This window comes from Amycolatopsis sp. w19 (assembly GCF_051373225.1).
Classification (GTDB): Bacteria; Actinomycetota; Actinomycetes; order Mycobacteriales; family Pseudonocardiaceae; genus Amycolatopsis; species Amycolatopsis japonica.
Genome location: NZ_JBPQFM010000013.1, coordinates 212,717 through 237,540, shown reverse-complemented (window position 1 = coordinate 237,540; position 24,824 = coordinate 212,717). Strand labels below are relative to the sequence as shown.

Genomic DNA, 24,824 nt, shown 5'->3' with positions numbered 1-24,824 from the left:
GTCCCGGGGCCGGGCGGGCGCCGCCCGTCGTGGCAAGGCGCGCGGCCGTGCGCGCCGCCGCTGAGGCACCGCCCGCGGCATCCGGTGAATCGGCCTCGTCCACCGGGTTCCGGCGGGCGAGGCCGTCCGGGGACGACGATCTGACGGCTTGGGTGCTGTCCCAGGCGACCAACGTGGAACGGCATCTGGAGGCGCTGCGGCCGTTCCGCTGGTCGGAGTTCGGTGACCCGGCCACCGGCCCGAGCCGGGCGCATCTCGCGGCGGTCAACCGGACGATGGCGACCTTGCGGAAGCCGTTGTACTCCGCGACCCGTGCGGTTCGCCGTGCCGCGGACGAGGCGGTGGAACGGCCGGAACGCGCCGAACTCGCCCGGCTGCTGCGGGCGAAATCCCGGGCACAGCGCTGGGTCAAGACCACCGAAGGGGTCTGGGACTTCTACCTGGATCTGTTCAACCAGCGGCAAGGCGCGTTCGCCCCGTGGCTGGTGGCGTGCGACCGGGTGGCGCTCGACTGCTATCAGTACGCCTACCTCGGGATCGGGCGCTGGCGGTCGATCCCGACCCCGCCACCGTTCTGCTACCTGCGCACCGGATCCGGCCCGGCCACCTCGCGCCGCGGGATTCCCTTGCGGCGGCTGGGGAACCGGCTCAATCCCTTTCCGCTGATCCAGCTTCCGTACCACCGGCTGGTGAACCCGTGGACGCTCGGCGCGGTCCTGCACGAGGTGAGTCACAACCTGCAGAACGACCTCGGCATCGCCAGGGCGATCCCGCTGCAGGTGGCGGCGAGGCTCGTCGAAGCGGGGGTGCCGCGGGAGGTGACCGGCATCTGGGTCAGGTGGAACCGGGAGACGTTCGCCGACCTGTCCGCGCTGCTGCTGGGTGGCCCGGCGGTCGTCGGTTCGCTGTTCGACGTCATCGGGCGCACCGAACTCGAAACGACGGGATTCACCCCGCGCGCGGTGCACCCGGTGCCGTACCTCCGCGCGAAGATCTCGGTGGAGCTGTTGCGCCGCATGGGTTTCACCCGGCACGCGGAGTCGTACGCGGCGATGTGGCACAAGCTGTACCCGCGGGCGAAGCTGGTGAACGCGCCACCGGCGCTGCTGAGGACGGCGGAGAAGGCAATCCCCGTGGTGGTGGACGCGATGTGCTTCACGTCGTTCCCCTCGCTGGGCCACCGTCCCCTGGCGAAGGTGCTGCGGTTCGAAGCCAAAGAACAAGCGATGATCGAAGAAGCCGCCGGAAGGCTGGCCGACGGGGTCTCCCCCGGCGTCGTGCCGGAACGGTTCCTGATCGGCGCGGTCCGGTTCGCGCTCGACGAACGGATGGCCCCGCCGAAACGGCTTTTCGGCTTCTTCATGGAAGAGCTCGGCAGGAGGGCGAGATGACGCTCGACACCGAATTCTCCCGGCTGGGCAAGGAAGTGAACCAGGTGGCGGCGTGCTGGCGGGCCTTGGAGATCAGCGTCGCCGAAGACCGGCCCGCCGGCGTCGGGCTGGCCGCGGCGGATCATCTCGCCGAGGTCGTCCTGGACGGCACCGGGGAGGTCGAGGCGGCCACACGCGCGACACAAGGCCCGGTGAGCGCGGAATCGTTGCACACCACGGCGTCGTCGCTGCTGAGCCTGCGGCGACGGGTCGACGGGCACTGCCGTTCGCACCACGCGGTCTCCGGGCTGCTGCGCGCGGTGCACGGACGGGAACAGGAATGGCGGGGCTGGGCGAAGAGCTTCCACGCCGGGGTGGACCACTGCGCCGCCGCCTTGTCCTCGGCGGAGGACGTGATGGTGCGGTGCTGGCGTGAAGCAGTGGAACTGGCCGAATTCAAGGGATGTGGGGCGACCCGATGACGATCAACGACGACCGCGGCGCGACATTGCCGCGCGCACAGGACATCGACAGCGCGTATCCGCTGTCGACCGGGCAGTACCCACCGCAGGCGGCGGCCCCCGGCAAACTCGCCGAACAGACGATCAGCGACATGCTCGGCTGGAAGTGGCGCGAAGGCGACACCAAGGGGTTCGTGGCCGCGCTGACCGGCAGTTTCGAACTGAACGAGGTCCAGGGCCGCACCGAGGCGAAATGGACTCCACGCGGATACGCGATCCAGGCCGACCTCGGCGCCGTCACCGGCGGCCAGGCCTCGCTCGCGGCGAGGGCGAGGAGCGCGGTCAAGGACTCCCTGGCGCTGCTCGATTCGCTCCGTCCACTGAGGACGGACGCGGATCCCGAGAACGCGGAAGGTTTCCGCGCGCTCGTCCGGCACGACCTCGAACAGATCCGGCAGGAGCTGGAGAGCCCGCTGATCCGCGTGGCGCGGGTCGATCAGCTCTTCCTGCTGCTGCTCGGCAACGGCGGCCTCGCGGTCGGCGCCGGAGACCGTACGCAAGGACATCTCGGCCAGCTGCGGGACGAGTTCGGCCTGGTCTCGGGCAAGGTCAACACGATCGAAGAGGAACGGATCCAGACCTCCTTCATCACGCTGACGGATTGGGTGGTCTCGTTGTTCAGGGGCTGGCAGGACGCACGCGACAAGATCGACCCGTTCTCGCAGCCGGCCGGCGGCCAGCCGTTCTTCGGTCCCGCCGTGGTCGCTCTTTCCCGGCTGCTGTCCGCGACCGCGTCGCAGGTCGACGAGGTGGTCGCGATGCTGCGGTCGGTGTTCGTCCAGCAGGAGGACCTCGAAGTGCTCCGCGTCCCCGATCCGCAGGGCGGGACCATGTCGCTCGGCGGGCTGCTGCGCTGGATCCGCGAGTTCGCCACCTTCGAGGGCGGCAAGCTGATCGAGTCGGCGGGCAAGGAAGGTGTCGGCACGTCGTTCCTGCAGATCGCGAAGCGGCTTCAGCGGATCGTGGCGAACCTTCCCCGGCAGAGCACCGGCGGTCCCAACGGCGACGTGCCTGGCAACTTCCGCGCGTCGCTTCCCCCGGGATTCTTCAGCTCCCGTGTGCAGCGGGCCATCGACGAACTCGACGACCATCTCCAGGAGGTCGTCCGGATCGCCGAGCCGATCGGGCGGGACGGCTCGCCGTCGTCGTCCGACCCGAATCCGCCCGCGCCGCCCACCCCACAGCTCACACCGCCGCCCGGCCGGACGCCGGCGGTGCCTTCGGTCGCCGAACTCCGCGAGGGGCACGGCGCCGGAGAAGGCCGGACACCACCCGAGGCGGAGGAACCGCCGAAACCCCGGACCACGCGCAAGCGGCCCGGGCAGTAGCCGGACCCGTACGGGAGGAAGACGATGGGCACGGAAAAGGAATACCGGGAACTCTTCGACCGGGTCGCGGCCTTGCGCGGCCAGGTCGCCGGGAAGCTCGCGAACGAACTGGGCAGCGATCCGAAACTCGGCGACGCGGTCCTCAAACAGCTGGACGACATGCTCACCGCCGTCGAGGCGGAACAGCGGGGCAAGCCGGGGCCGGCGGACGGCGGGATCGCGCAGCTCGTCGGGCTCGGCGACGGTTCGGCCGCGGACCTCGGCGCGACGGCGATGCCACCGGGTGTCGACGCCTACGACGAGACCGTCGCCTCGGAACGGGTCATCGCGGTCGGCGATCTGTACTACCTGTACCAGCACGAACGGATCGGCGTGTTCCGCGTGGTGCAGAAACTGCAGGAGCTGTTCCAGGGCGGCGCCATCCGGCTTTCGGACGGCCCCGGCGCGTTCGGCCTGTACCGGTTCGACCGGCGGGACGTCCTGCGCTACACCAGGCGGGATCGCGTCAGCGCGTACCGGCGCGTCCTCGGCTACGGCAAGGGGCTCGGCTCGGCGAACTCGCGGCCGAACACCGATTTCCACCAGCTGTTCACCCAGTTCAGCAACCAGGTCGCCTTGTTCTGGCGGGACAAGCGGATCTCCGACGTCGTCCGCGAACGCGCGTACGACCCGAGTTTCGGCAGTGTGGCGGTCGTCCGGCGCAGCGGTCTCGACCTGCGGAACAACCTGAAGTTCACCTCGTACGGTCACCTCAACGTCCTGCGGGTCGAGGTCATGCAACTGCTGACCGAGGCGTTCAAGATCCTCGGTTCGGAGGACGTGCTGGACCTGTTCGGCGCGGCCAACGCGTGGGACACCGTGGACGAAGTGCTGATCCGCTACTTCGACCAGCGGCTGGTGTCCTCGCCGCGCCAGCGGATGGCGGTCACCGGACGTCAGGTGCTGCGCTGGCTCGCGGCGCCGCACATCCTCGAGACCACCCGGTCGGAATTCGAGGCGCTGCTGCTCGAAATCGCGGAGCCCGCCGAGGAGTGGCTGACCTCGGCCCAGTCCCTGCGGCTGGCCGACCGGACGAACTCGCGAGAGGTCCTGCCGATCGATCGGCAGCGGCCCGCCGGGGTCGCGGTGTCCCGTGAACCGCGTCCGGTCACCCCGCGCCGGAACGGTCACCGTCCCGGCACCGTGATCACGCTGGACCGCAAGTAGCCACGTGCTGGGAACGATGGTCACGGAGTGGGACGCGAGGTAGCGTCGGGCGCGATGAGTGAACGCACCTGGGGCTTCCGCACCCGCGCCCTGCATGCGGGCGGGACGCCCGATCCGGCGACCGGCGCCCGCGCCGTGCCCATCTACCAGACCACGAGCTTCGTCTTCGAGGACGCGGCCGACGCGGCGAACCTGTTCGCGCTGCAGAAGTACGGCAACATCTACAGCCGCATCGGCAACCCGACGGTCGCGGCCTTCGAGGAACGCTTGGCCAGCCTCGAAGGCGCGATCGGCGGCGTCGCGACCAGCAGTGGCCAGGCGGCGGAGTTCCTGACGTTCTCCGCCCTCGCCGAGGCGGGCGACCACATCGTCTCGGCGGGCGGGCTCTACGGCGGCACGGTCACGCAACTCACCGGGACGCTGCGCCGCTTCGGGATCGAGACCACCTTCGTCAGCGGAGACCGCATCGAGGACTACGCGGCCGCCATCACCGACCGGACGAAGCTGATCTTCACGGAGGTCATCGGCAATCCGGGCGGCGGGATCGCCGACATCGCCGGGCTGGCGGAGCTGGCGCACGCACACGACATACCGCTGGTCGTCGACGCCACCTTGGCGACGCCGTACCTGTGCCGCCCGATCGAGCACGGTGCGGACATCGTGCTGCATTCGGCGACGAAGTTCCTCGGCGGGCACGGGACCACCCTGGGCGGGGTGGTCGTCGAGTCCGGGAAGTTCGACTGGGGCAACGGGAAGTTCCCCCGGATGACCGAGACCGTCGAGAGCTACGGCGGCCTGAAGTACTGGGAGAACTTCGGCGAGTACGCCTTCTGCACCCGGCTTCGCGCCGAGCAGTTGCGCGACATCGGCGCCGTCCTCTCACCGCACTCGGCCTTCCTCCTGCTGCAAGGGGTCGAGACGCTGCCGCAGCGGATGGACGCCCACGTCGCCAACGCACGAGCCGTCGCGGAGTACCTCGCGAACGACAGCCGGGTGGCGTGGGTGAACTACGCGGGCCTGCCGGATCACCCGCACCACGACCGCGCGAAGAAGTACCTGCCCGCCGGGCCGGGCGCCGTGTTCTCCTTCGGCGTCGACGGCGGCCGCACGGCCGGGGAGACGTTCGTGAACTCGGTCGAGCTGCTTTCGCATCTGGCGAACGTCGGGGACGCGCGGACGCTGGTCATCCATCCGGCGTCCACCACCCATCAGCAGCTCTCCGAAGATCAGCTGCGTTCGGCCGGGGTGGGCGCGGACCTGATCCGCCTGTCGGTCGGGCTGGAGGACGTCGACGACATCCTGTGGGATCTCGATCAGGCGCTCGGCAAGGCGGTGGCGGCATGACCTACGACGCCGGCGCGGTCGAGCGGCGCCGCATCCTCTCGCGGACGAGGTCGGTGACCATCGTCGGCGCTTCGAACAATCCCGCGCGGCCGAGCTACTTCGTCGCGACGTACCTGCTGTCCTCCAGCAAGTACGAGGTCACCTTCGTGAACCCGCGGCTGGACGAACTCCTCGGACGGCCGGTGTACCCGTCACTGGCCGACGTGCCCGGCGAGGCCGACCTGGTCAGCGTGTTCCGCAAGCACGACGACCTCCCCGGCGTGGCCGAGGAGGTCGTCGAGGCCGGAGCGCGCACGCTCTGGCTTCAGCTGGGCCTGTGGCACGAGCCCGTCGCCGACCTCGCCAAGGAGGCGGGGCTGGACGTGGTGATGAACCGCTGCGTGAAGATCGAGCACGCCCGGTTCGCCGGTGGGCTCCACCTCGCCGGGTTCAACACCGGCGTGATCAGCTCACGTCGCCAGTCCGCCCCCTGACCAGGGCCTGCCCGGGCCCGTGAGAGGGTGGCGGCATGGCCAAACCGACGCCGCTGCAGCTCAGGAACATCGTCATGGCACTGCTCATGGCGGGTGCCCTGGTGTGGAACCTGTCCATCGGCGGCGCTTGGTGGCTCACCGCGATCTTCTCGGTCGGTATCGTCCTTTCGCTGTTCTCCGCGTACCTGAACCGGCCCGGCGCCCGTCCCTGACCCCGCATTTCGTCCTCTAAACGCGGTAGTTCTCGATGCCAACTACCGCATTCAGAGGACGAAATGCGTCAGGAGCGGGCGGCCTCGAAACGCGACGCGACGTCGGCGCGGCCACGCTCCGAAAGTGCGCCGAAGAGACGTAGGCGCGCCATCCCGCCGTCGGGGTAGATGTCGAGACGGACTTCGGTCACCTCGGGTCCCGCGGCGAGCGCGAACCGGTGCCGCGTGTCCGGCTGCAACCGCGTCTTGGGCAGCAGCTCGACCCATTCGCCGTCGCCGTCCCGGCCGCTCAGCGCGGCCCAGCCCGGTGCGTTGCCCTTGAGGTTGCTGTTGTCGAACTCGGCGAACCGGACGACGCCCGCGCCGGCGAGGCGCACCGTGACCCAGTCGTTCCCGTCGTCCCGGCGGCGGGCGGTCTCCCAGCCCTCGGCCTGATGCGCGGCGAGCCCCGGCGAGAAGAGGTTGTTGGGCGAGGAATAGAACATGTTGCTGCACCCGGTGACCACCGCGCCGTTCTCCAGCGCGGCGAGGTCGAGCGCGCCGAGGTCGAGCAGGCGCGGATCCGGGATCGGCGTGCCGTGCACCCGCAGCCGGGCCACGCCGCCGTCCGGATGCATGGTCAGCCGGACGTGCGTGTAGCGCTTGCTCCCGCCGATCTCGAAGTAGTTCTCCGTGTGCCCCGCCGCCGCGCCGCGTTTCACCAGCACGTCCCAGTCCGCTTCGGCGACTTCGGCCGCGCTGGGATAGCCGTCGACGGCGCAAGCTTCGACCGAGACGAACGGCGGGTAGTTGCCCTTGAAGAACGCGGTGTCCACGATGACACCGGTGATCGCGCCCGCCAGGCCCAGCCGGATCACCGCCTGGTCGTCGCCGGGCTCGCGGTGCCGCCGGGTCTCCCAGCCGTCGTAGACCTGCCCCTTGGGGCCGAAGGTCTCCGTCTGATGCGCGGGCACCCAGGGATTGACCAGGTTCTCCTTCTCGGCGAACAACTCGTCCGTCGCCCACATCACGGTCCCGCCGAACTTGCGCGAAGCCAGGTCGGGCAGGGCTGTCCACTCAGGACGGTCGTTCACGGCATCCTCCATCTCAGCAATCACCCCGGGTCAGCAGAACGCCTGCCGGGTCTTCACCGGTGATCTCCTCGCCCCGCAACCACGTGCTCCGGACGACACCGGCCAGCGGCCGTCCGTGGTAGGCGCTGACCGGGTTGCGGTGCTTCAATTTCGCGACGTCGACGACGAAAGCCTCGTCGGGTGCGAACACACTGAAGTCGGCGTCGTAGCCCGGCGCGAGGTGCCCCTTGCGGCGCATCCCCGCCTGCGCGGCCGGATGTTCGGCCATCCAACGGACGACGTCGGTGAGCGCGAACCCCCGCTGCCGTGCCTGGGTCCAGACGGCGGGCAGGCCGAGCTGCAGGCCGGCGATCCCGCCCCAGGCGAGCCCGAAATCGCCGCTGTCGAAGCGTTTCAGCTCCGGCGTGCACGGCGAATGGTCGGTCACCACGCAGTCGATGACACCGTCCGCGAGGCCCTTCCACAGCAGTTCGCGGTTCCCGGCCTCGCGGATCGGCGGGCAGCATTTGAACTGCGTGGCGCCGTCGCCGATCTCCTCCGCGGTGAAACTCAGGTAGTGCGGGCAGGTCTCGGCGGTCAGCCGGACGCCGTCGCGCCGCGCGCTCTCGACCATCGGCAGCGCGTCCGAGGACGACAGATGCAGGATGTGCGCGCGGACGCCCGTCTTCCTCGCCAGCTCGATCACCTGCGCGATCGCCACGTTCTCCGCGCCACGCGGCCGCGAGTGCAGGAAGTCTTCGTATTTCTCGCCGTGCGGGTCGGGCGCGTGATCGATCGCGTCGGAGTCCTCCGCGTGCACGATGATCATGCCGTCGAACGTCCGCAGTTCGGTCATCGCCTCTTCGAGCCCGCGCGCGTCCAGCGGCGGGAACTCGTCGACGCCGGAATGCAGCAGGAAGGACTTGAACCCGAAGACGCCCGCCTCGTGCAGGCCGCGCAACTCCGCGAGATTGCCGGGGATCGCGCCGCCCCAGAACCCGACGTCGACGTGCACGCGCCCCTCAGCGGTCTTGCGTTTCACCTCCAGCGACGCGACGTCGACCGTCGGCGGCAGGCTGTTCAGCGGCATGTCCACGATCGTGGTGACCCCGCCCGCCGCGGCCGCGCGGGTCGCCGAAGCGAAACCCTCCCATTCGGCGCGGCCCGGGTCGTTGACGTGCACGTGCGTGTCCACCAGACCCGGCAGCAGCACGACGTCATCCCCGAGTTCGAGCACCCGGTCGCCGTCCAGATCGGCTCCGGCGGGCTCCACCGCGACGATGCGGCCGCCGTCGACACCGATGGTCGCGGATACCTCTCCGGCGGCCGTCACGGCTCGGGCGGCTTTGATCACCAAGTCCATCAAAAAGCCTCCAACTTCCACTCAGTGGAATCGAGGTTTCGCACTCCGACATTAACTCCGGCCACCCTGCTCGTCAACGAGCCCAAGCGGCGCTACCTTCGCTTCGTGCAGTTAGAAGCCGAGTTCACCAGCGAACCGTTCCACGGCGAGGGTCCGCCACCCGAACACGCCGTCAAAGCCCGCGACACCGCGGAGGACGCGGGCCTGTCCGCCGACTTCGGCCCGCTCGGCACCCTCGTCCGCGGCGACGCCGACACCCTCCTCGACGCGCTTCCCGCCATCGCCAGGGCGGCGCTGGACGGCGGCGCCACGCGCGTGACCCTCCAGCTCCGGCAGGTCGGCGACGACGCGGGCGAACCCGCCGTCGAACTGCACAGCGCCCTCGCCCGCCTCATCGGCGACGTCGAACGCGAACTCGGCGGGAAACTCGACACCCTCGACCGCGCCGCCAAGCAGCGCGCGGTGCGGCTGCTCAAGGAACGCGGCGCGTTCGGCCTCCGCAAGTCGGTGTCGACCGTCGCGGAGGCGCTGGGGGTCACGAGGTTCACGGTCTACAACTACCTCAACCGAGACCAAGACTGAAGGGCTGTTTCAACAAAATGTTGACGCGGCGGAATCGTCGCCGTACCGTCAGTTCCCGTGCCGCTCACCATTCGAGAGTTCAACGAGGCTCCCGCACAGGACGTCCGGCCGGCGCTGACCGCCTGCCTCGACGTCCCGCGCTGGGTGGAATCCCTGCTGGCCAGGCGCCCGTACGCCGACCTCGCCGCACTGCTCGCCGCGTCCGAGGCGCTCACCCCGTTGCGCCCCGAAGAGGTCCGGCGCGCCATGGCGGCCCATCCCCGGATCGGGGAGAAAGCCGGCGGCCAGAGCACCGAAGCGGGCTGGTCGCGCTCCGAACAGTCCGGAGTGGACGGTGACGCGGCGCGCGAGTTCGCCGCGGCCAACGCCGAATACGAAGCGACGTTCGGGCACGTCTTCCTGGTCTGCGCGAGCGGCCGGAGCGGCGCCGACCTGCTGGAAAACCTCCGTTCGAGGCTTTCGAACGACCCGGAGAAGGAACTCGAAGTGGCCGGTCAAGAGCTGGCCGCGATCGCCGCGCTGCGGCTGGAGAAGGCGGTGACGGCATGAGCCTCGTGACCACGCACATCCTCGACACCGCCGCGGGACGGCCCGCCGCGGACGTCGGCGTCCGGCTCGAAACCGGCGCGGGCGATCCCGTCGCCGAAGGCCGGACCGACGCCGACGGCCGGATCCGCGACCTCGGCCCGGACACCCTCGAACCCGGGGTGTACCGGCTGGTCTTCGACACCGGCGCCTACCTCGGCCCGGACTCCTTCTTCCCCGAAGTCACCTTGACCTTCCGCATCGCCGACGGGACCGAGCACCACCACGTGCCGTTGCTGCTGAGCCCGTTCGCCTATTCCACCTATCGAGGGAGCTGATCGCCCGTGGCCATCACCCTGGGCCCCAACCAGTACGGCAAGGCCGAAGTCCGGCTCGTCACCGTTCAGCGCGAAGGCACCGTCCACCACCTCAAGGACCTCACCGTCTCGACGTCGCTTCGCGGCGACCTCGCGGCCACGCACCTCACCGGCGACAACGCCGACGTCGTCGCGACCGACACCCAGAAGAACACTGTCTACGCCTTCGCCAAGGAAGCCCCGGTCGGCGAGATCGAGGACTTCGCGCTGCGGCTCGGAAGCCATTTCGTCGGCTCGTTCGAGCACATCACCGGCGCCCGGATCCTGATCGACGAACACGGCTGGAACCGCATCTCCGGCCACGACCACGCGTTCTCCCAGGCGGGCAGCGAAAAGCGGACGACCGCCGTGACCGTCCAGGGTGATCAGGCCTGGGTGGTGTCCGGTTTGGACGATCTCGTGGTGCTCAAGTCGACCGGCTCGGAGTTCCACGGCTTCCCTCGCGACGAGTACACGACGCTGGCCGAGACGAACGACCGGATCCTCGCCACCGCCGTCACCGCGCGCTGGCGCTACCAGGGCGACGGCATCGACTGGGCCACCAGCCACGCGGAGGTCCGGCGGATCCTGCTGGAGACCTTCGCGGACAAGCACAGCCTCTCCCTGCAGCAGACGCTGTACGCCATGGGAGAGGCTGTGCTCAAGGAACGCGAAGAGGTCGCCGAAGTCCGGCTCTCACTGCCGAACAAGCACCACTTCCTGGTGGACCTGTCACCCTTCGGGCTGAAGAACGACAACGAGGTCTTCTACGCGGCCGACCGCCCGTACGGCCTGATCGAGGGTGTCGTCCTCCGCGATGACGCCGAGGACGCGGGCCTGGCCTGGCACACCCTCGCCGCCTTCTAGGGCACCGGCAGCGGCATACCGGGGACGCTCTGGTCGGCGGGCACGACCCCGTCGACCAGGTAGGCGTCCACGATCTCGTCCACCTTGGGATTCCCGTCCGCGTAGAGCCCGTGGTCACCCTCGCCGGTCACGGTCAGCATCCGGGAGTTCGCGAACCCCGCGTGCGCCTTCCGAGCGCCCTCGATCGCCGTGGCCGGGTCGTGCTCGGAGTGCACGATCAGCACCGGCGGGACCCCCTTGCCGTCCATTTTCGGCAGCGGACGCGGCTCCTTGTCCCAGAACAGGCAGACCGACGCGTTCAGCGTGCCGCCACCCGCCAGGAGCAGACCGCGGTCCAGATTCCGCTGTGAAGCGCGGATCAGCGACTCGCGGGTGCCGGTGAAACGCCCTTCCCCGCAGAGGGTGTTCCAGAACGTCGCGTCTTGCGCGTCGGGATGGTCACCCGCGGCTTCGACGGCGGCCTTGGCGTCGGCCTTCGCCCCCGGGTTCTCCATCGCGTCCCGGACCTTGACCAGCAGTTCGGCCAGCGCCGGGAAGGTCGCCTTCTTGTAGAGCATGTAGATGATGGCGGTGTCGAGTTCCATCGGCCCGTTCCCGTCCATCGGGTTGCGGGACAAGGCATAGCGGACCCGCTCGTAGGTCTGCCGGACCTCTTCGCCGTTGGTGCCGAAGTGGTACTTGGCGTCGTACCGCGCCATCCACGGCAGGAAGTCCTGCCGCCAGCGCCGTTCGAAACCGACCGGCTGCCGGTCGAACGTCTTCTGCCAGTCCGTGGTGAACTCCGTCGAGGAGTCCAGTACGAATCGCCCGGTCCGCTGCGGGAATTGCTGCGCGTAGTGCGCTCCCAGCCAAGTGCCGCCCGAGTAGCCGACCCAGTTGATCTTCTCCCGGCCGAGCAGCGTCCGGAGCAGATCGAAGTCCCTGATCGTCTGGTGGGTGGTGATCAGCGGGCCGAGTTCGCCGCCTGCGCTCTGACAGGACCTGGCCACGTGTTCGGCGTTGGCCAGGATCTGGTTCAGATTGCGCGGGTCACGGTCGCGCGGATCCAGCTGCCGGATGAGGTCGGCCGCGCCCCGGCAGGTGACGTTGGTGCTCTTGCCGGTCCCCCGCACGTCGATCCCGATGATGTCCTGGTGTTCGCGCAGTTTCTCCTGCCCGCGGAAGGTCACCGGGAACCAGCGCCCGGGACCGCCCGGCCCGCCCGGGTTGGTGAGCAGCGAGGCGGTCGACGGCCCGGTGGACTTCAGCCTGCTGACCGCGATGGTCAGGTCCTGCCGCTCGTCCGCGCGATCCCAGTCGCGAGGCGTGCGGAACGTCGCGCATTCGAGCCCGCCGATATCGGTGCCCGGCGGCAACGTGACCAGTTCCTCCGCCGCGCAGGGATGCCAATCCAGTTTCTGGCCGGCGTAGTGCGCCGGGTTGCTCGCCGAAGCCGGACCGGCTCCGGTGAGCAACCCGCCCACGATCACCGGGAGCAACCCCACGGCCATGAGCCGTTTCATGTTCTTCCCCCTTCTTCCTTGGATTCCCAACGGCTCCAGACGCTAGGGCCGGGCACAGCACGCGAACATCGACCGCAGGTAGCGCCGGAAGGTGAACCAAGGTCGAAGGGACCACCGGAACTTGATAGAACGCTCTATCATGGAGAGCGTGACTGGAACGCGGGAACGCATCGTGAACGCCGGCGCCGAGCTGCTCCGGCGCAACGGGTACACCGGCACCGGGGTGAAGCAGATCGTCGAGGCGGCGAACGCGCCTTTCGGCTCGCTGTACCACTTCTTCCCCGGCGGCAAGGAACAGCTCGGAGAGGAGGTCATCCGCACCTCGGGGATGATGTACCTCGCGCTGTTCGAGATCTTCTTCGCCGACGAGCCGGACCTGATCCACGGTATCGAGGCCTGCTTCGCCAGCGCCGCCGAGACGCTGAAGGCGACCGACTACGCCGACGCCTGCCCCATCGCGACGGTCGCGCTAGAGGTCGCCAGCACCAACGAGAAGCTGCGGATCGCGACGGCCGACGTGTTCACCGCGTGGATCGAGACCGGGGCCGAGAAGCTCGGCAAGTACGGCCTCGAACCCGAGTCCGCTCGGCGGCTCACGATCGCTTTGGTGAACAGCCTCGAAGGGGCTTTCGTGCTGAGCCGATCGCTGCGTAACACCGAAGCGCTAGAGGTCGCGGGGGCGTCGTCCGTGGCCTTCGCGCGCACGCTGCTCCCTGATGCGTGAAGCACCGACGGCTGGCTTCTGAACACAGGGATTTCCCCGCAACGGACAACGGCTTCCGGCCGACCTAGCCGTCGCCAACACCGGAATCCGTTTGGGGAGCCCATGATCATCAGGAAGCTCGTGATCGGCACCATCGCCGCGGCCGCGCTGCTCACCGCGGGCGCGATGCCCGCGACCGCCGCCGAGGTGCAGCCGTCCACCCTCACCGCGACCACCAGCAGCACGAAGATCGACGCCGGGAAGACCGTCACGATCTCCGGGAAGCTCACCAAGGCCGACGCCACGCCGATCGCGGGCGCCGAGGTGGGCATCTCGTTCTGCTTCAACGGCTTCTGCGGTGAGGCGCAGGCCAAGCCGGTCACCGACGCCACCGGCGCCTACAGCGCCACGTTGACCCCGATCCGCACCGGCAACTATCACGCCGATTTCTTCTCCACCGACCCGTCGATCGCGAACTCGCGCGCCGACACCCCGAAGATCGTCGTGCTCCACCCGGTGGCGATCACGTCGTTCGCGGCGGGCCGCGGTGCGGACAAGGCCGTGACCGCGTCCGGCACGATCGAGTTCCCCGGCCGGTACACGGCGAACCCGATCCCGGTCGAGCTCCAGTATTTCTCGCTCGGCACCTACCGCTGGACCACGGCGGCGACGGTCGAAGCCACCTGGAACGGGACCACCTGGGCCTTCGCGGCTTCGGCCGAACACCGCAAGCCCGGCGTATGGCGGGCCTTCTACGCGGGCTCGCCCGAGATGTTCCACTCCGCGGCGAGCGATCTCGTCTTCGTGCTCTGACGTTCCGTGAAGGCCTCCTTGAGGGCCCCTGGGTCCCTCAAGGAGGCCTTCACGGACCACTAGCGGGACGCGAGATAGGCCCGCCAATCGCCGACGGAAGAGATGTCGGTCAGTTCGGGTGAGTCCACATAGGACGAACGCAGGACGGTGGCGAGGCATGCCGCGCCGTCCTCTAATTCGATGACGCCCAGCTCCAGTTCCGGCGGTTCGGCCGGGACCAGGTGATCCCGCAGCACCGTGAGCGGCAGGTCGTAGACCTCGCCCACGACGGACGCGGAGCCGCCCTCGTGCATCGCCGGGAACCGGTCGCCCACGGAGAAGTAGTGGTACTTGGGCGCGGAACGGGCCACGCAGCACAACAGCGCGCCCTGCAGCTGTTCGTGCAGCGGTCCGCCACGCATCCCGCCGCCGTTGAGGAACATCAGAACCACGACATGATCCCTTCGATCCCGAAGTACACCCCGAACACCGCGGCCAGGATCCCGAGGATCCAGCCGATCTCGCGGATCTTGCCCTTGCAGATCTTGATCAGCACGTACGCGACCAGCCCGGCGCCGATCCCGTTGGTGATCGAGTAGGTGAACGGGATCAGCGCGATGGTCAGGAACACCGGGATCGCGAAATCCAGGTCCCGCCAAGGGATCCGCGCGCATTGCGCCATCATCATCCCGCCGATGACCACCAGCGCGGGCGCCGCGGCCTGTGCCGGGACGATGGCCGCGATGGGCGTCAGGAACAGGGTCGCGGTGAACAACCCGCCGGTGACGATGCTCGCCAGCCCGGTCCGCGCGCCTTCGCCGACGCCTGCCGCCGATTCGAGGAACACGGTGTTCGGCGCCGATCCGGTGACACCGCCCGCCAGCGCGCCCGCGCCGTCGACCAGCAGGATCCGGCCCATCCCCTCGACCTTGCCGTTCTTGACCAGGCCCGCCTCCTCCGAGACCGACGTGATCGTGCCCATCGCGTCGAAGAAGCCGGAAAGCACCAGCGTGAACAGGAAGACCGCCGCGGTCACCGCGCCCGCCGAGCCGAATCCGCCGAAGAGATCGATGTCGCCCAGCAGGCTGAAGTCGGGATGCGCCACGACCTGGTCGGGCACCTTGGGTTCGACCAGGCCCCAGCCTTCGACGTGGAAGACGCTGTTGACCAGCACGGCGAGCCCGGTCGCGACCGCGATGCTGATCAGCACCGCGCCCGGCACCCCGCGGCTCACCAGCACGATCATCAGCAGCAGCCCGAGGCAGAAGATCGCGATCGGCCAGCCTTCGAGGTGACCGGCGATCCCCATCCGCACCGGCACCGTCGACTGCGCGGAATCCGGTGTCCTGGTCACGAATCCGGCGCTGACCAGGCCGACCAGCGCGATGTAGAGCCCGATCCCGACGGTGATCGCGACCTTGAGCGCCATCGGGATCGCGTTGATGATCCGTTCCCGTACCCCGGAAACGGCCATCAGAACGATGCAGAAGCCTTCGAGGACAACGAGCCCGAAGGCCTGCGCCCACGTCATGGCGGGAGCCATCTGGAAGGCGACCACACCGTTCACGCCGAGGCCCGCCGCGAGCGCCAGCGGCGCGTTGCCGACCAGTCCCATCAGGATCGTGGTGACGCCGGCCGCCAGCGCGGTCGCGGTGGTGATCGCCTCGGTGGTCAGCTTCGCGCCGGTGATGTCGGCCGACGCGCCGAGGATGAGCGGGTTGAGCAACACGATGTAACACATCGCGACGAACGTGGTGATCCCGCCGCGCACTTCGCGGCCGATCGTGCTGCCGCGATGGGAGATCTTGAACCAGCGGTCGAGCCCGGACAGCCGCCTCGGCTCGGACGAGGGCAGGTGGGGACGCTCAGTACCTAATTGGGTCATGCCTACTCCACAACGTTGTGGGGCGGGAAGAGACTAGTAAGCCTTCTTGTCGGGTTTCGACAGCCAGGCCTGGAAAGGCGCGAAAGAGTCCGGAAGGGACAGTTGGCCGACGGGTAGTGACCAGGTCTCGCGCGGGCGGGAAAAGAGGTCGTAGAACTCGCGATCGTCGAAGCCCGCCTCCGCCGCGTCGTGGCGGTCCGCGGCGTAGACGACCTTGCCGACACGCGCCCAGAGCGCGGCGGAAAGGCAGAGCGGGCAAGGCTCGCAGGAGGTCACGAGGACGCAGCCGTCGAGTTTGTAGTCTCCGATCGCCTGGCAGGCCGCGCGGATCGCGACCACCTCGGCGTGCGCCGTCGGGTCCAGCGTCGGGGTCACCTGGTTGGTCCCGGTGGCCAGCACCGAACCGTCGCGGACGATCATCGCGCCGAACGGGCCGCCGCCGTTTCCGACGTTCGCGGTGGCCAGCTGGACGGCCTCGGCGAGCCATTTCTGCTCGTCGGACTCCGAAATGGACAGACGGGTACCCACGGATGTGCTCCTAGCTCGAAAAAGTACGGATTATCAGGTGCCGGTGAGGTGTTCGGGACGCACCGGGACACGGGGCAGCGCGAGCCCGGTGGCCGCGCGGATGGCCGCGACGATCGCCGGGGTGGACGAGATCGTCGGCGGTTCGCCGACCCCGCGCAGACCATACGGGGCGTTGGGGTCGGGCCGTTCCAGGACGTCGATGTCCATCGGCGGCATGTCCAGCACGGTCGGGATCAGGTAGTCGGTGAACGACGGGTTGCGGATCTTCCCGCCGTCGGTCTGGATCTCCTCCATCACCGCGAGCCCGAGCCCCTGCGCGGAACCGCCCTGGATCTGGCCGAGCACCGCCTGCGGGTTCAGCGCCTTGCCGACGTCCTGCGCGCAGTCGAGCGCGACGACCTTGATCAGGCCGAGTTCGGTGTCGACGTCCACGACCGCGCGGTGTGCCGCGAAACCGTACTGGACGTGCGCGTTCCCTTGCCCTGTCTCGGGATCGATGGGCGCCGTCGGGCGGTGCCGCCATTCGACGGTCTCGTCGAACACCTCGTCGCCGAGGACGTCGGCGAGGTCCGCGAGCACACTGCCGTCGGCCGAGACGACCTTGTTCGCGAGGACGTTCAGCTTCCCGTCCGCGGCGAGTTTGCCGGCCAGATGCTTGTGCAGCCCGGAACGCACCGCGACGCACGCGGCCTGTACGGCGCCGCCGGTGACGTAACTCTGCCGCGAGGCCGACGTCGAACCGCCGTTGCCGATGGTGGTGTCCATCGGCAGGATCGTCACCTGCTCGATGCCGAGTTCGGTCCGCACGATCTGCTGCATGATCGTCACCAGGCCCTGGCCGACCTCGCAGGCCGCGGTGTGCACGGTCGCCGCGGGTTCGCCGCCGACGAGCTGCAGCCGCACGCGGGCCGTCGAGTAGTCGTCGAAGCCCTCGGAGAAGCAGATGTTCTTGATGCCGACCGCGTACCCGACACCCCGGACGACACCTTCGCCGTGCGTGGTGTTGGAGACGCCGCCGGGCATCCTGCGCAGGTCGAGTTCTTCGTGCGCGATGGGCAACGGCTTGGCGCGCAAGCGTTCCAGCAGTTCGGCGACCGGGGCGGCCGAGTCGACGATCTGGCCGGTCGGCATGACACTGCCTTCGGCCATCGCGTTGCGGATCCGGATGTCGACCGGGTCGAGACCGCAGGCTTCGGCAAGCTTGTCCATTTGGGACTCGTAGGCGAAGCCCGCCTGCACCGCGCCGAAACCACGCATCGCGCCGCAGGGCGGGTTGTTGGTGTACACGCCCCAGCAGTCGACCGACGCACTGTCCACATTGTACGGTCCGACGCCGAGGGTGGCGGCGTTCGCGACCACCGCGCCGGTGGACGAGGCGTACGCGCCGCCGTCCAGGTACAGCTTCGCCCGGACGTAGACGAGGCGGCCGTCCTTGTCGGCCCCGTGCTCGTAGTACATCTTCGCCGGGTGGCGGTGCACGTGGCCGTAGAAGGATTCCTCGCGGTTGTAGACCATCTTGACCGGCTTGCCGGTGTGCAGCGCCAGCAAACACGCGTGGACCTGGATCGAAAGGTCCTCACGCCCGCCGAACGCGCCACCGACCCCGCCGAGCGTCAGCCGGACCTTGTCCTTCGGCAGGCCCAGCGCGGCGACGATCTGCTGCTGGTCGACGTGGAGCCATTGCGTGGCGACGTACAGATCGACACCGCCTTCGGTGTCCGGGATCGCCATTCCCGATTCCGGCCCGAGGAAGGCCTGGTCCTGCATGCCGACCTCGTAGACGCCGGACACCACGACGTCGGCCTTCACCGACTGGTCGCCGTGGCGGATCTTGGCGTAGCGCACGACGTTCCCGCCGGGGTGCAGCTCGGCTCCCTCGCCGGCGGCGGCCTTCTCGGAATCCGTCACCGGTTCCAGGACCTCGTAGGAGACCTTGATCCGTTTCATCGCTCGGCGAGCGGTCTCGGGGTGGTCCGCGGCGACGAGCGCGACAGGCTCACCCTGGTAGCGAACGACGTCGACGGCGAGCACCGGCTGGTCGGAGTGCTCCAGGCCGTACTTGTTCACGCCGGGCACGTCTTCGTGGGTCAGCACCGCGTACACCCCTTGCACGGCAAGGGCTTCGGTGATGTCGATGCCGGTGATCCGCGCGTACGGGTGCGGGCTGCGCAGCGTCGCACCCCACAGCATGTCCTCGTGCCACAGATCCGAGGAGTAGGCGAACTCGCCGCGGACCTTGACCGTGCCGTCGGGCCGCCGCGGGCTCGACCCGACGCCGTTCTCAGTCTGCTTGGAGACTTCAGAGGTGGTCATACCGTCTCCCTCAACCGGGCACTGGCCACGGCCAGCTCACGGGCGATCTCGTCTTCGGATTCCTCGCGCAGCGTTCCGCCGTCGACGACGGTCGCGCCGCCGACGTACAGCCGCTCGACCGGCGGCGTCGCGCCGAGCACCAGGGCGGCGACCGGGTCGGTGATCCCGGCGTAGTTCAGGCCGTTCAGGTTCCAGACCGCGAGATCGGCGAGCTTGCCGACCTCGATCGAGCCCAGGTCCTGCTGCCTGCCGAGGCAGCGCGCGCCGCCCATCGTGCCCATCCACAGCGCCTCGCGCGTGGTCAGCCCGCGCGGTCCGCCGCGCTGCCGAGCCTGCAACAGCGCCTGGTGCAGTTCCTCGCCGAGGCCGCCGGATTCGTTGGACGCCGCACCGTCGGCGCCGAGCCCGACCGGCACGCGAGCGTCGAGCAGCTGCCGCACCGGGGCGATCCCGGCACCGATCCGCCCGTTGGACGTCGGGCAATGCGCCGCTCCGGTGCCGGTGGCGCCCATCCGCCGGATCGCCTCCGGGGCGAGGTGGATCGAGTGCGCGAGCCAGACGTCGTCCGCGAGCCAGCCGAGTTTGTCGGCGTATTCGGCCGGGGTGCAGCCCACCTCGGCGAGACACTGCTTCTCCTCGTCGACCGTCTCGGCGAGGTGCGTGTGGAGCCGGACGCCCTTGCGGCGCGCCAAATCCGCCGCGCCGGTCATCAGCCGCTCGCTCACCGAGAACGGCGAGCACGGGCCGGCCGCGATCTGCAGATGCGCGCCGGCGGAGGCGTCGTGGAACCGGTCGATCGCGGCTTCGGTGCCGAGCAGCGCGGCCTCGGTCTCTTCGACGAGGTTGTCCGGTGGCAGCCCGCCCTGGGACTCGCCCCGGTCCATCGAGCCGCGCACGACGTGCAGCCGTACGCCCACGCGGATCCTGGCGGCGGCGAGGGCTTCCACCTGGTCGCCACCGTCACGCGGGAAGACGTAGTGGTGGTCGGCGACCGTGGTGCAGCCTGTGGTCGCGAGCCGGGTGAGCCCGGCCGTGGCCGCCGCGTGCGTGATCTCGGCGTCGAGCCTGCCCCAGATCGGGTAGAGCGCGACCAGCCATTCGAAGAGCGTGTGGTCGGCGGCGAGACCGCGCGTGGCCCACTGGTAGAGATGGTGGTGGGTGTTGATCAGACCGGGCGTGACCAGGCAGCCGGAACCGTCGACGCGTTCGTCGTACTCGTCGTCGGGCGCCTTGCCCGCACCGACCGCCGCGATGCGGTCGTTCTCGATGACGACGTGACCCGAGGCGTGCTCGGTGCCCGCGCCGTCGACGGTGGCGATCGCGGCGTTCTCGATGACGGTCTTCACGCGGTCTCTCCCCTGGTCGCGGCCAACCGGACGGCGTCGAGGATCTTCTCGTATCCGGTGCACCGGCAGAGGTTCCCCGCCAGCGCCTCGCGAATCTCCTCGTCGGCGGGGTTTTCGACCCGGTTGAGCAGATCGTGCGCGGCCACCACGAGGCCGGGGGTGCAGAAGCCGCATTGGACGGCGCCCGCGTCCACAAAGGACTGCTGGACCCGGTCCAGCTTGTCGCCCTCGGCGAGCCCCTCGACCGTGCGGACCTCGCGGCCCTCGACCTGACCGGCCGCGACCAGGCACGAACACACCGGGACGTCGTCGAGGTACACCGTGCAGGAACCGCATTCGCCCTGTTCACAGGCGTTCTTGGAGCCCGGGAGGCCGAGCCGCTCGCGGAGCACGTACAGCAGGCTTTCGCCCTCCCAGACGTCGTCGGCCTGGCGGGACTCGCCGTTGATCGTCACGTTCACGCGCACTCGCGTTCACCCTTCTGGAAGTCGTTCCACGCCCAGGTCAGCGTCCGCCGCGCCAGGACGGACAACGCGTGCTTGCGGTAGTCGGCGCTGCCGCGGACGTCGTCGATCGGTGACGCCGCCTCCGACACCAGCTCGCCGAACCGGCGTTTGACCGAATCCGTGAGCGACGCCTTGGTGGACCAGGGAAGTTCGGTGCCGAGGTACTCCTCCGCCGCGGTCGCGCGACGCGGGGTCGGCGCCGCCGAGCCGACCGCCGCGCGGATCTCGCGGGTGTCGAGATGCAGCGCCAGCGCGAACGAGCAGACCGCGATGACCATCGCGTTACGCGTGCCGACCTTCGCGAACTGCTGCGGCCCGACCTCCGCGGGCAGGTGCACCGCGGTGATCAGCTCGTCGGGTTCGAGGGCGTTGCGCTTGACGCCGAGGTAGAACTCCTCGGCCGGGATCAGCCGGGTCCCGCGCACCGACGCGGCCTCGACCTCGGCGCCGAGCACGAGCAGCACGGGATGCGTGTCTCCGGCGGGCGAGGCGGCGCCGAGGTTGCCGCCGACGGTGCCGCGGTTGCGGATCTGGGGCGAGCCGACGGTGCGGGAGGCCATCGCCAGCGCGGGCAGAACTTCACCCAGCTCAGCGATCACCCGGACGTAGGGCACCGAGGCGCCGAGGCGGATCTTGCCGTCGGTCTCCGTCCACTCGGCGAGTTCGGCGACGCGGTTGAGGTCGAGCAGCGCGCCCGGGCGGCGGTGGTCGAAGTTGAGCTCCACCATGACGTCCGTACCGCCCGCGATGGGCACCGCGTCGGGTCGCTCGGCCTTGACGGCGAGCGCCTCGGTCAGCGAGCTGGGGCGCAGGAAATCCACTCTCGGGCTCCTCGGTTCGGCGGCGATGTGTGACGGCTGACTCAGTAGACGCCCTGCGCCCGTATGGCGGCAACGGTGCCGAAGCATGAAATCTCCCCTGCACGCGCCGGTCGTTTTGTGCTTTCCTACAAACCTGATGACGACCGTGAAAACTCTTCTGGCGCTGCCAGCCCTGCGCTTGCGCGTGCGCGCCGGGACGGCTCTGCTCGACCGGCCGGTGTCCCGGATCTACGTCACGGAACTGCCCGATCCCGGGCGGTACGTGTCGGCGGGCGAATTCGTCCTGAGCGGGTTGCTGTGGTGGCGCGGGCCGGGTGATTCCGAGGCCTTCGTCGCCGCGCTCGCGAAGGCCGGGGCGGCGGCGCTGGCGGCGTCCGGGGCGGATTCCGACGGCATTCCCGAGGACCTCGTCGAAGCCTGTACGCGACACGGGATCCCGTTGCTGGAGGTGCCGGCGGACCTGTCGTTCTCGGTCGTCACCGAGCGGGTCGTCCTGGCCCTCGCCGCGGCCGCGGAAGGCGCTCGCAAACGTTTGCTTTCAGCGGCGACGGAAGACGCGTCGGTGGAGACGCTGCTGGAGCGGGCGCGCGCCGAGATCGGTCTCCCCTGCTGGGTGGAACCCGCCGGCACGGGGTCGGATCTGGTGCGGCGGTTCGTCGCCGCGGGCGGGCGTTCCCTGGAGGCGGACGACGTCTCGGTTCGCCCCGTCGGCGGCAGGCACGCGTTGCCATGGCTGCTCGCGATCGGCGGCGCGCTGACCGCCGCCCAGGCGGAGATCGCCGAAGAGCTCGCCGGGCTGATCGGGCTCGCGCGCACGCGGGCGGACGAGGTGCGCGCCGTCACCGACAGGGTGCTCGAACCGTTGCTCGCCGCGCTCGACGAAGGAAGTGATCCGCACGCGGCGCTGACCGCGACCGGACTGCGCGGCGATCTGCGGTTCGTCGTCGCGCGCACCGAAGGATCCGAAGCGGCACGCGGCATCCTGACGGAACTCCTGCCGCCGGGCGCGCTGGTCGGCCCCGCCGGGGAAACCACCTGGGCGGTGGCCGAGGACGACGGCGAGTGGCCGGAAGAGTGGCCCACCACCGTGACCGCCACACTGTCCACAGTGGAGTCGTTGCTGCCCTGCCGCCGGGTGCTGATCGGGATCAGCGACCGTTCCCCGGTCTCCGTGCTGCGGGGTGCGAAGGAGGTCGCGCGCTACGCGCTGGCCGTGGCGGCGGAACGGCCGGGCACGATCGAGGTCGTCCCCGGCGGCGAGATCGGCATGCATCGGCTGCTGCTGGCGGGCACCCCCGACGACCTGCGGGCGGCGTTGCGGCGCCGGGTGCTGGGCCCGTTGCTGAGCTACGACGCCGAACAGGGCACCGATCTGGTGCACACCCTGCGCGTCTTCCTCGAATGCTCCGGCTCGCCGACGCGGGCCGCGCGGGCGCTGCACGTCCACGTCAACACGTTGCGGTACCGGATCGGGCGCGCGAGCGAACTGCTCGGCACCGATCTGACCGAGTTCACCGAACAGCTCGACGTCTATTTGGCCTTGTCGGCAGGGAGCTGAAATGGGCATCACCACGGCGAAAGAAGCCGCCTACGACCCGCGTGTGCTCGCCTTCGGCCGGATGATGGGCGCGGCGAACCGGCTCGAATACCTGCTCGGCCGCGCACTGGAGGCCGAATGCGGGATCTCGCACCTGATGTTCGAAGTCCTCTTGATCGTCGGCAGGTCGGGCGCGGCGGGGATGAGCATGCGCGCGATCGCGCAGGAGCAGGTGCTGACCACCGGCGGCGCGACGCGGCTGGTCGACCGGATGACCACGCTCGGCCTGGTCGCGCGGTCCTCGGATTCGCAGGACCGCCGCGTGCAACTCGTCCGGCTGACCGCGCAAGGCGAAGAGACGACCGTGCGGGCCGCGCGGGTGCATGTCGAGAACATCCAGCGGCTCTTCCTCGACCCGCTGCCCGCCGACCACCGCGACCGGTTCGCCCAGGACCTGCGGACGCTGAGCCACTCGGCACGTGACGCACTCCCCAAGCTCCGTTAGGAATACCTGACGAGTCAGATATCGTTGAGTCTCGACATGAAGCTCATCTATGTCTTCGACGCGTACTGCGGCTGGTCGTACGGGTTCGCCCGCACCATGGCCGACGTCGCGCACCGGCATCCGGATCTGCCGGTCGAAGTGGTTTCCGGCGGCCTGTTCCTCGGCGGGCGCCGGGTGCCGATCCGGCAGTTCGGCTACGTCCAGGGAGCCAACGCCGAGATCACCCGCCGCACCGGCGCGCCCTTCGGGGAAAGCTACGAACGGCTGATCGCGGACGGCGAGTTCGTCATGGACTCCGAGGCCGCCGCCTGCGGGATGGCGGCGCTGCGCGAGGTCGCGCCGGACCGCGCGGTGCGGCTCGCGGCCCTGCTACAGGAGGCCTTCTACCTCGACGGCCTGAGCCTGTCCGAGGTCTCGACCTATCGCGTCGTCGCGCAGCGAGCAGGCCTGGACGGGGATGCCGTCGAGGCCGCACTGGACCGGGTTTCCGCGGCGGACGACTTCCGGCGGGCGCGGGAACTGGGCGTCACCGGCTATCCGACTCTGCTGGCCGACTTGCCCGGGGAACGGATCGTGACGCTGGTCGCCGGGAACGCGAGCGCGGACGAAGTGGAGCGGCGGATCGGCGCGCTGGTTTCCTAGACTTCGCGCATGACCCTTCGACCGGCTACATCCGCGGACGCCGACGCCGTCGCGACGATCTGGTACCACGGCTGGCAGGACGGCCATCTCGGCAACGTGCCGGACGCGCTCGTCCGGCTCCGCACCCGCGATTCGTTCTGGACCCGGGCCGCGGACCGGGTCGGCGACACGACCGTCGCCGTACTGGGCGACGCGGTGGCGGGTTTCGTGATGGTCGTCGGGGACGAGGTCGAGCAGGTCTACGTTTCCTCGGACCATCGCGGGAGTGGAGTGGCCGGGGCGCTGCTCGCCGAAGCCGAACGGCTGGTGCGCGCGGGTGGGCATTCCCGCGCTTGGCTCGCGGTGGCGCCGGGGAATGCACGGGCTCGGCGGTTTTACGAACGGTGCGGGTGGGTCGATGAGGGCGAGTTCGACAATCGGGTGGCCGGGCCGGATGGGGTGGTTTCGGTTCCTTGTCGGCGCTATGCGAAGCCTCTCGTTTGAATTCCGCATTTAGTCGACTAAATGCGGCACGTGCTCTCTCCGCGTGGTCTCCGCGTATGACG

The 24,824-nt window shown here is 69.5% G+C and carries 27 protein-coding genes; 17 read left to right on the top strand and 10 right to left on the bottom strand.

Annotated features, from left to right (window positions below):
- Positions 1–29: 29 nt before the first annotated feature.
- Genes ACSMFO_RS25155 through ACSMFO_RS25125 form a run of 7 tightly spaced genes read left to right on the top strand, consistent with a single transcriptional unit; the run spans position 30 to position 6,454 of the window.
- Positions 30–1,391, top strand: a complete 1,362-nt coding sequence (locus tag ACSMFO_RS25155; RefSeq protein WP_436460728.1) for a hypothetical protein — start codon at positions 30–32, stop codon at positions 1,389–1,391.
- Complete coding sequence (locus ACSMFO_RS25150) at positions 1,388–1,852, top strand: hypothetical protein (RefSeq protein ID WP_436460720.1); 465 nt, start codon at positions 1,388–1,390, stop codon at positions 1,850–1,852. The genes ACSMFO_RS25155 and ACSMFO_RS25150 overlap by 4 nt, the downstream gene beginning before the upstream one ends.
- On the top strand, positions 1,849–3,219 hold the full coding sequence (locus ACSMFO_RS25145) for a hypothetical protein (protein ID WP_360083090.1): 1,371 nt from the start codon (positions 1,849–1,851) through the stop codon (positions 3,217–3,219). The genes ACSMFO_RS25150 and ACSMFO_RS25145 overlap by 4 nt, the downstream gene beginning before the upstream one ends.
- A gap of 24 nt (positions 3,220–3,243) precedes the next feature.
- Complete coding sequence (locus ACSMFO_RS25140; RefSeq protein ID WP_073849070.1) at positions 3,244–4,425, top strand: hypothetical protein; 1,182 nt, start codon at positions 3,244–3,246, stop codon at positions 4,423–4,425.
- A gap of 54 nt (positions 4,426–4,479) precedes the next feature.
- Positions 4,480–5,769: an O-acetylhomoserine aminocarboxypropyltransferase/cysteine synthase family protein gene (locus ACSMFO_RS25135; RefSeq protein WP_436460719.1), complete on the top strand. Its 1,290-nt coding sequence runs from the start codon at positions 4,480–4,482 to the stop codon at positions 5,767–5,769.
- Positions 5,766–6,242: a CoA-binding protein gene (locus ACSMFO_RS25130; protein WP_436460718.1), complete on the top strand. Its 477-nt coding sequence runs from the start codon at positions 5,766–5,768 to the stop codon at positions 6,240–6,242. The genes ACSMFO_RS25135 and ACSMFO_RS25130 overlap by 4 nt, the downstream gene beginning before the upstream one ends.
- Before the next feature lie 35 nt (positions 6,243–6,277).
- On the top strand, positions 6,278–6,454 hold the full coding sequence (locus ACSMFO_RS25125) for a hypothetical protein (protein WP_162836896.1): 177 nt from the start codon (positions 6,278–6,280) through the stop codon (positions 6,452–6,454).
- Positions 6,455–6,522: 68 nt separating this feature from the next.
- Here the strand turns inward: ACSMFO_RS25125 and alc are convergent, their stop codons facing one another.
- Both alc and allB read right to left on the bottom strand, forming a co-directional pair.
- Positions 6,523–7,539 carry an allantoicase gene (gene alc, locus ACSMFO_RS25120; RefSeq protein ID WP_436460717.1) on the bottom strand — a complete coding sequence of 339 codons (1,017 nt, stop codon included), beginning with the start codon at positions 7,537–7,539 and terminating at the stop codon, positions 6,523–6,525.
- Position 7,540: 1 nt separating this feature from the next.
- A complete protein-coding gene (gene allB, locus ACSMFO_RS25115; protein ID WP_436460716.1) occupies positions 7,541–8,869 on the bottom strand; it encodes an allantoinase AllB in 1,329 nt (442 codons plus the stop codon).
- 105 nt (positions 8,870–8,974) lie between these two features.
- Between allB and ACSMFO_RS25110 the strand changes: the two genes are divergently transcribed.
- Genes ACSMFO_RS25110 through pucL form a run of 4 tightly spaced genes read left to right on the top strand, consistent with a single transcriptional unit; the run spans position 8,975 to position 11,199 of the window.
- Positions 8,975–9,451: a helix-turn-helix domain-containing protein gene (locus ACSMFO_RS25110; RefSeq protein WP_395882521.1), complete on the top strand. Its 477-nt coding sequence runs from the start codon at positions 8,975–8,977 to the stop codon at positions 9,449–9,451.
- Positions 9,452–9,508: 57 nt separating this feature from the next.
- The gene (gene uraD, locus ACSMFO_RS25105) at positions 9,509–10,000 is read left to right on the top strand and encodes a 2-oxo-4-hydroxy-4-carboxy-5-ureidoimidazoline decarboxylase (RefSeq protein ID WP_436460715.1); all 492 of its coding nucleotides are present in this window, start codon (positions 9,509–9,511) and stop codon (positions 9,998–10,000) included.
- A complete protein-coding gene (gene uraH / locus ACSMFO_RS25100; RefSeq protein ID WP_038509813.1) occupies positions 9,997–10,314 on the top strand; it encodes a hydroxyisourate hydrolase in 318 nt (105 codons plus the stop codon). The genes uraD and uraH overlap by 4 nt, the downstream gene beginning before the upstream one ends.
- A 6-nt stretch (positions 10,315–10,320) precedes the next feature.
- Positions 10,321–11,199 carry a factor-independent urate hydroxylase gene (pucL, locus tag ACSMFO_RS25095; RefSeq protein WP_436460714.1) on the top strand — a complete coding sequence of 293 codons (879 nt, stop codon included), beginning with the start codon at positions 10,321–10,323 and terminating at the stop codon, positions 11,197–11,199.
- Here pucL and ACSMFO_RS25090 read toward each other — a convergent pair.
- The gene (locus ACSMFO_RS25090; protein ID WP_436460713.1) at positions 11,196–12,701 is read right to left on the bottom strand and encodes an alpha/beta hydrolase; all 1,506 of its coding nucleotides are present in this window, start codon (positions 12,699–12,701) and stop codon (positions 11,196–11,198) included. The genes pucL and ACSMFO_RS25090 overlap by 4 nt on opposite strands.
- 148 nt (positions 12,702–12,849) lie before the next feature.
- On the opposite strand from ACSMFO_RS25090, the gene ACSMFO_RS25085 reads away from it, so the two are divergent.
- The gene (locus tag ACSMFO_RS25085; RefSeq protein WP_435826407.1) at positions 12,850–13,425 is read left to right on the top strand and encodes a TetR/AcrR family transcriptional regulator; all 576 of its coding nucleotides are present in this window, start codon (positions 12,850–12,852) and stop codon (positions 13,423–13,425) included.
- Positions 13,426–13,527: 102 nt separating this feature from the next.
- Complete coding sequence (locus ACSMFO_RS25080) at positions 13,528–14,217, top strand: hypothetical protein (RefSeq protein WP_436460712.1); 690 nt, start codon at positions 13,528–13,530, stop codon at positions 14,215–14,217.
- Between the two features lie 59 nt (positions 14,218–14,276).
- Here the strand turns inward: ACSMFO_RS25080 and ACSMFO_RS25075 are convergent, their stop codons facing one another.
- Genes ACSMFO_RS25075 through ACSMFO_RS25045 form a run of 7 tightly spaced genes read right to left on the bottom strand, consistent with a single transcriptional unit; the run spans position 14,277 to position 21,595 of the window.
- A complete protein-coding gene (locus ACSMFO_RS25075; protein ID WP_436460711.1) occupies positions 14,277–14,648 on the bottom strand; it encodes an allophanate hydrolase-related protein in 372 nt (123 codons plus the stop codon).
- Positions 14,639–16,081, bottom strand: coding sequence for an NCS2 family permease (locus tag ACSMFO_RS25070; protein ID WP_016336262.1), 1,443 nt, complete (start codon positions 16,079–16,081; stop codon positions 14,639–14,641). Before ACSMFO_RS25070 ends, ACSMFO_RS25075 begins: the two co-directional genes overlap by 10 nt.
- 33 nt (positions 16,082–16,114) lie before the next feature.
- The gene (locus ACSMFO_RS25065; RefSeq protein ID WP_083650148.1) at positions 16,115–16,609 is read right to left on the bottom strand and encodes a nucleoside deaminase; all 495 of its coding nucleotides are present in this window, start codon (positions 16,607–16,609) and stop codon (positions 16,115–16,117) included.
- 33 nt (positions 16,610–16,642) lie between these two features.
- Entirely contained in the window at positions 16,643–18,922 is a 2,280-nt protein-coding gene (pucD, locus tag ACSMFO_RS25060; protein ID WP_436460710.1) for a xanthine dehydrogenase subunit D, read from the bottom strand.
- Positions 18,919–20,268, bottom strand: a complete 1,350-nt coding sequence (locus tag ACSMFO_RS25055) for an 8-oxoguanine deaminase (protein WP_436460709.1) — start codon at positions 20,266–20,268, stop codon at positions 18,919–18,921. The genes pucD and ACSMFO_RS25055 overlap by 4 nt, the downstream gene beginning before the upstream one ends.
- The gene (locus tag ACSMFO_RS25050; protein WP_037342278.1) at positions 20,265–20,735 is read right to left on the bottom strand and encodes a (2Fe-2S)-binding protein; all 471 of its coding nucleotides are present in this window, start codon (positions 20,733–20,735) and stop codon (positions 20,265–20,267) included. Before ACSMFO_RS25050 ends, ACSMFO_RS25055 begins: the two co-directional genes overlap by 4 nt.
- Positions 20,726–21,595, bottom strand: a complete 870-nt coding sequence (locus ACSMFO_RS25045; protein WP_436460708.1) for an FAD binding domain-containing protein — start codon at positions 21,593–21,595, stop codon at positions 20,726–20,728. The genes ACSMFO_RS25050 and ACSMFO_RS25045 overlap by 10 nt, the downstream gene beginning before the upstream one ends.
- A 136-nt stretch (positions 21,596–21,731) precedes the next feature.
- Between ACSMFO_RS25045 and ACSMFO_RS25040 the strand changes: the two genes are divergently transcribed.
- Genes ACSMFO_RS25040 through ACSMFO_RS25025 form a run of 4 tightly spaced genes read left to right on the top strand, consistent with a single transcriptional unit; the run spans position 21,732 to position 24,762 of the window.
- Positions 21,732–23,153 carry a PucR family transcriptional regulator gene (locus tag ACSMFO_RS25040; RefSeq protein WP_436460707.1) on the top strand — a complete coding sequence of 474 codons (1,422 nt, stop codon included), beginning with the start codon at positions 21,732–21,734 and terminating at the stop codon, positions 23,151–23,153.
- A gap of 1 nt (position 23,154) precedes the next feature.
- Positions 23,155–23,637 (top strand): MarR family winged helix-turn-helix transcriptional regulator, encoded by a 483-nt coding sequence (locus ACSMFO_RS25035; RefSeq protein ID WP_436460706.1) that lies wholly within the window; start codon positions 23,155–23,157, stop codon positions 23,635–23,637.
- Positions 23,638–23,673: 36 nt separating this feature from the next.
- Positions 23,674–24,279 (top strand): DsbA family protein, encoded by a 606-nt coding sequence (locus ACSMFO_RS25030; RefSeq protein WP_043848305.1) that lies wholly within the window; start codon positions 23,674–23,676, stop codon positions 24,277–24,279.
- A 9-nt stretch (positions 24,280–24,288) separates the two neighbouring features.
- Entirely contained in the window at positions 24,289–24,762 is a 474-nt protein-coding gene (locus ACSMFO_RS25025; protein ID WP_436460705.1) for an N-acetyltransferase family protein, read from the top strand.
- Positions 24,763–24,824: the final 62 nt, after the last annotated feature.

What these genes read in the sequence shown, in the direction of transcription:
- ACSMFO_RS25150 (WP_436460720.1), top strand. Translation starts at nt 1,388, where the DNA reads ATGACGCTCGACACCGAATTCTCCCGGCTGGGCAAGGAAGTGAACCAG.
- ACSMFO_RS25145 (WP_360083090.1), top strand. Translation starts at nt 1,849, where the DNA reads ATGACGATCAACGACGACCGCGGCGCGACATTGCCGCGCGCACAGGAC.
- ACSMFO_RS25140 (WP_073849070.1), top strand. Translation starts at nt 3,244, where the DNA reads ATGGGCACGGAAAAGGAATACCGGGAACTCTTCGACCGGGTCGCGGCC.
- ACSMFO_RS25135 (WP_436460719.1), top strand. Translation starts at nt 4,480, where the DNA reads ATGAGTGAACGCACCTGGGGCTTCCGCACCCGCGCCCTGCATGCGGGC.
- ACSMFO_RS25130 (WP_436460718.1), top strand. Translation starts at nt 5,766, where the DNA reads ATGACCTACGACGCCGGCGCGGTCGAGCGGCGCCGCATCCTCTCGCGG.
- ACSMFO_RS25125 (WP_162836896.1), top strand. Translation starts at nt 6,278, where the DNA reads ATGGCCAAACCGACGCCGCTGCAGCTCAGGAACATCGTCATGGCACTG.
- alc (WP_436460717.1), bottom strand. Translation starts at nt 7,539, where the DNA reads ATGGAGGATGCCGTGAACGACCGTCCTGAGTGGACAGCCCTGCCCGAC.
- allB (WP_436460716.1), bottom strand. Translation starts at nt 8,869, where the DNA reads ATGGACTTGGTGATCAAAGCCGCCCGAGCCGTGACGGCCGCCGGAGAG.
- uraH (WP_038509813.1), top strand. Translation starts at nt 9,997, where the DNA reads ATGAGCCTCGTGACCACGCACATCCTCGACACCGCCGCGGGACGGCCC.
- ACSMFO_RS25090 (WP_436460713.1), bottom strand. Translation starts at nt 12,701, where the DNA reads ATGAAACGGCTCATGGCCGTGGGGTTGCTCCCGGTGATCGTGGGCGGG.
- ACSMFO_RS25080 (WP_436460712.1), top strand. Translation starts at nt 13,528, where the DNA reads ATGATCATCAGGAAGCTCGTGATCGGCACCATCGCCGCGGCCGCGCTG.
- ACSMFO_RS25070 (WP_016336262.1), bottom strand. Translation starts at nt 16,081, where the DNA reads ATGACCCAATTAGGTACTGAGCGTCCCCACCTGCCCTCGTCCGAGCCG.
- pucD (WP_436460710.1), bottom strand. Translation starts at nt 18,922, where the DNA reads ATGACCACCTCTGAAGTCTCCAAGCAGACTGAGAACGGCGTCGGGTCG.
- ACSMFO_RS25040 (WP_436460707.1), top strand. Translation starts at nt 21,732, where the DNA reads ATGACGACCGTGAAAACTCTTCTGGCGCTGCCAGCCCTGCGCTTGCGC.
- ACSMFO_RS25035 (WP_436460706.1), top strand. Translation starts at nt 23,155, where the DNA reads ATGGGCATCACCACGGCGAAAGAAGCCGCCTACGACCCGCGTGTGCTC.
- ACSMFO_RS25030 (WP_043848305.1), top strand. Translation starts at nt 23,674, where the DNA reads ATGAAGCTCATCTATGTCTTCGACGCGTACTGCGGCTGGTCGTACGGG.
- ACSMFO_RS25025 (WP_436460705.1), top strand. Translation starts at nt 24,289, where the DNA reads ATGACCCTTCGACCGGCTACATCCGCGGACGCCGACGCCGTCGCGACG.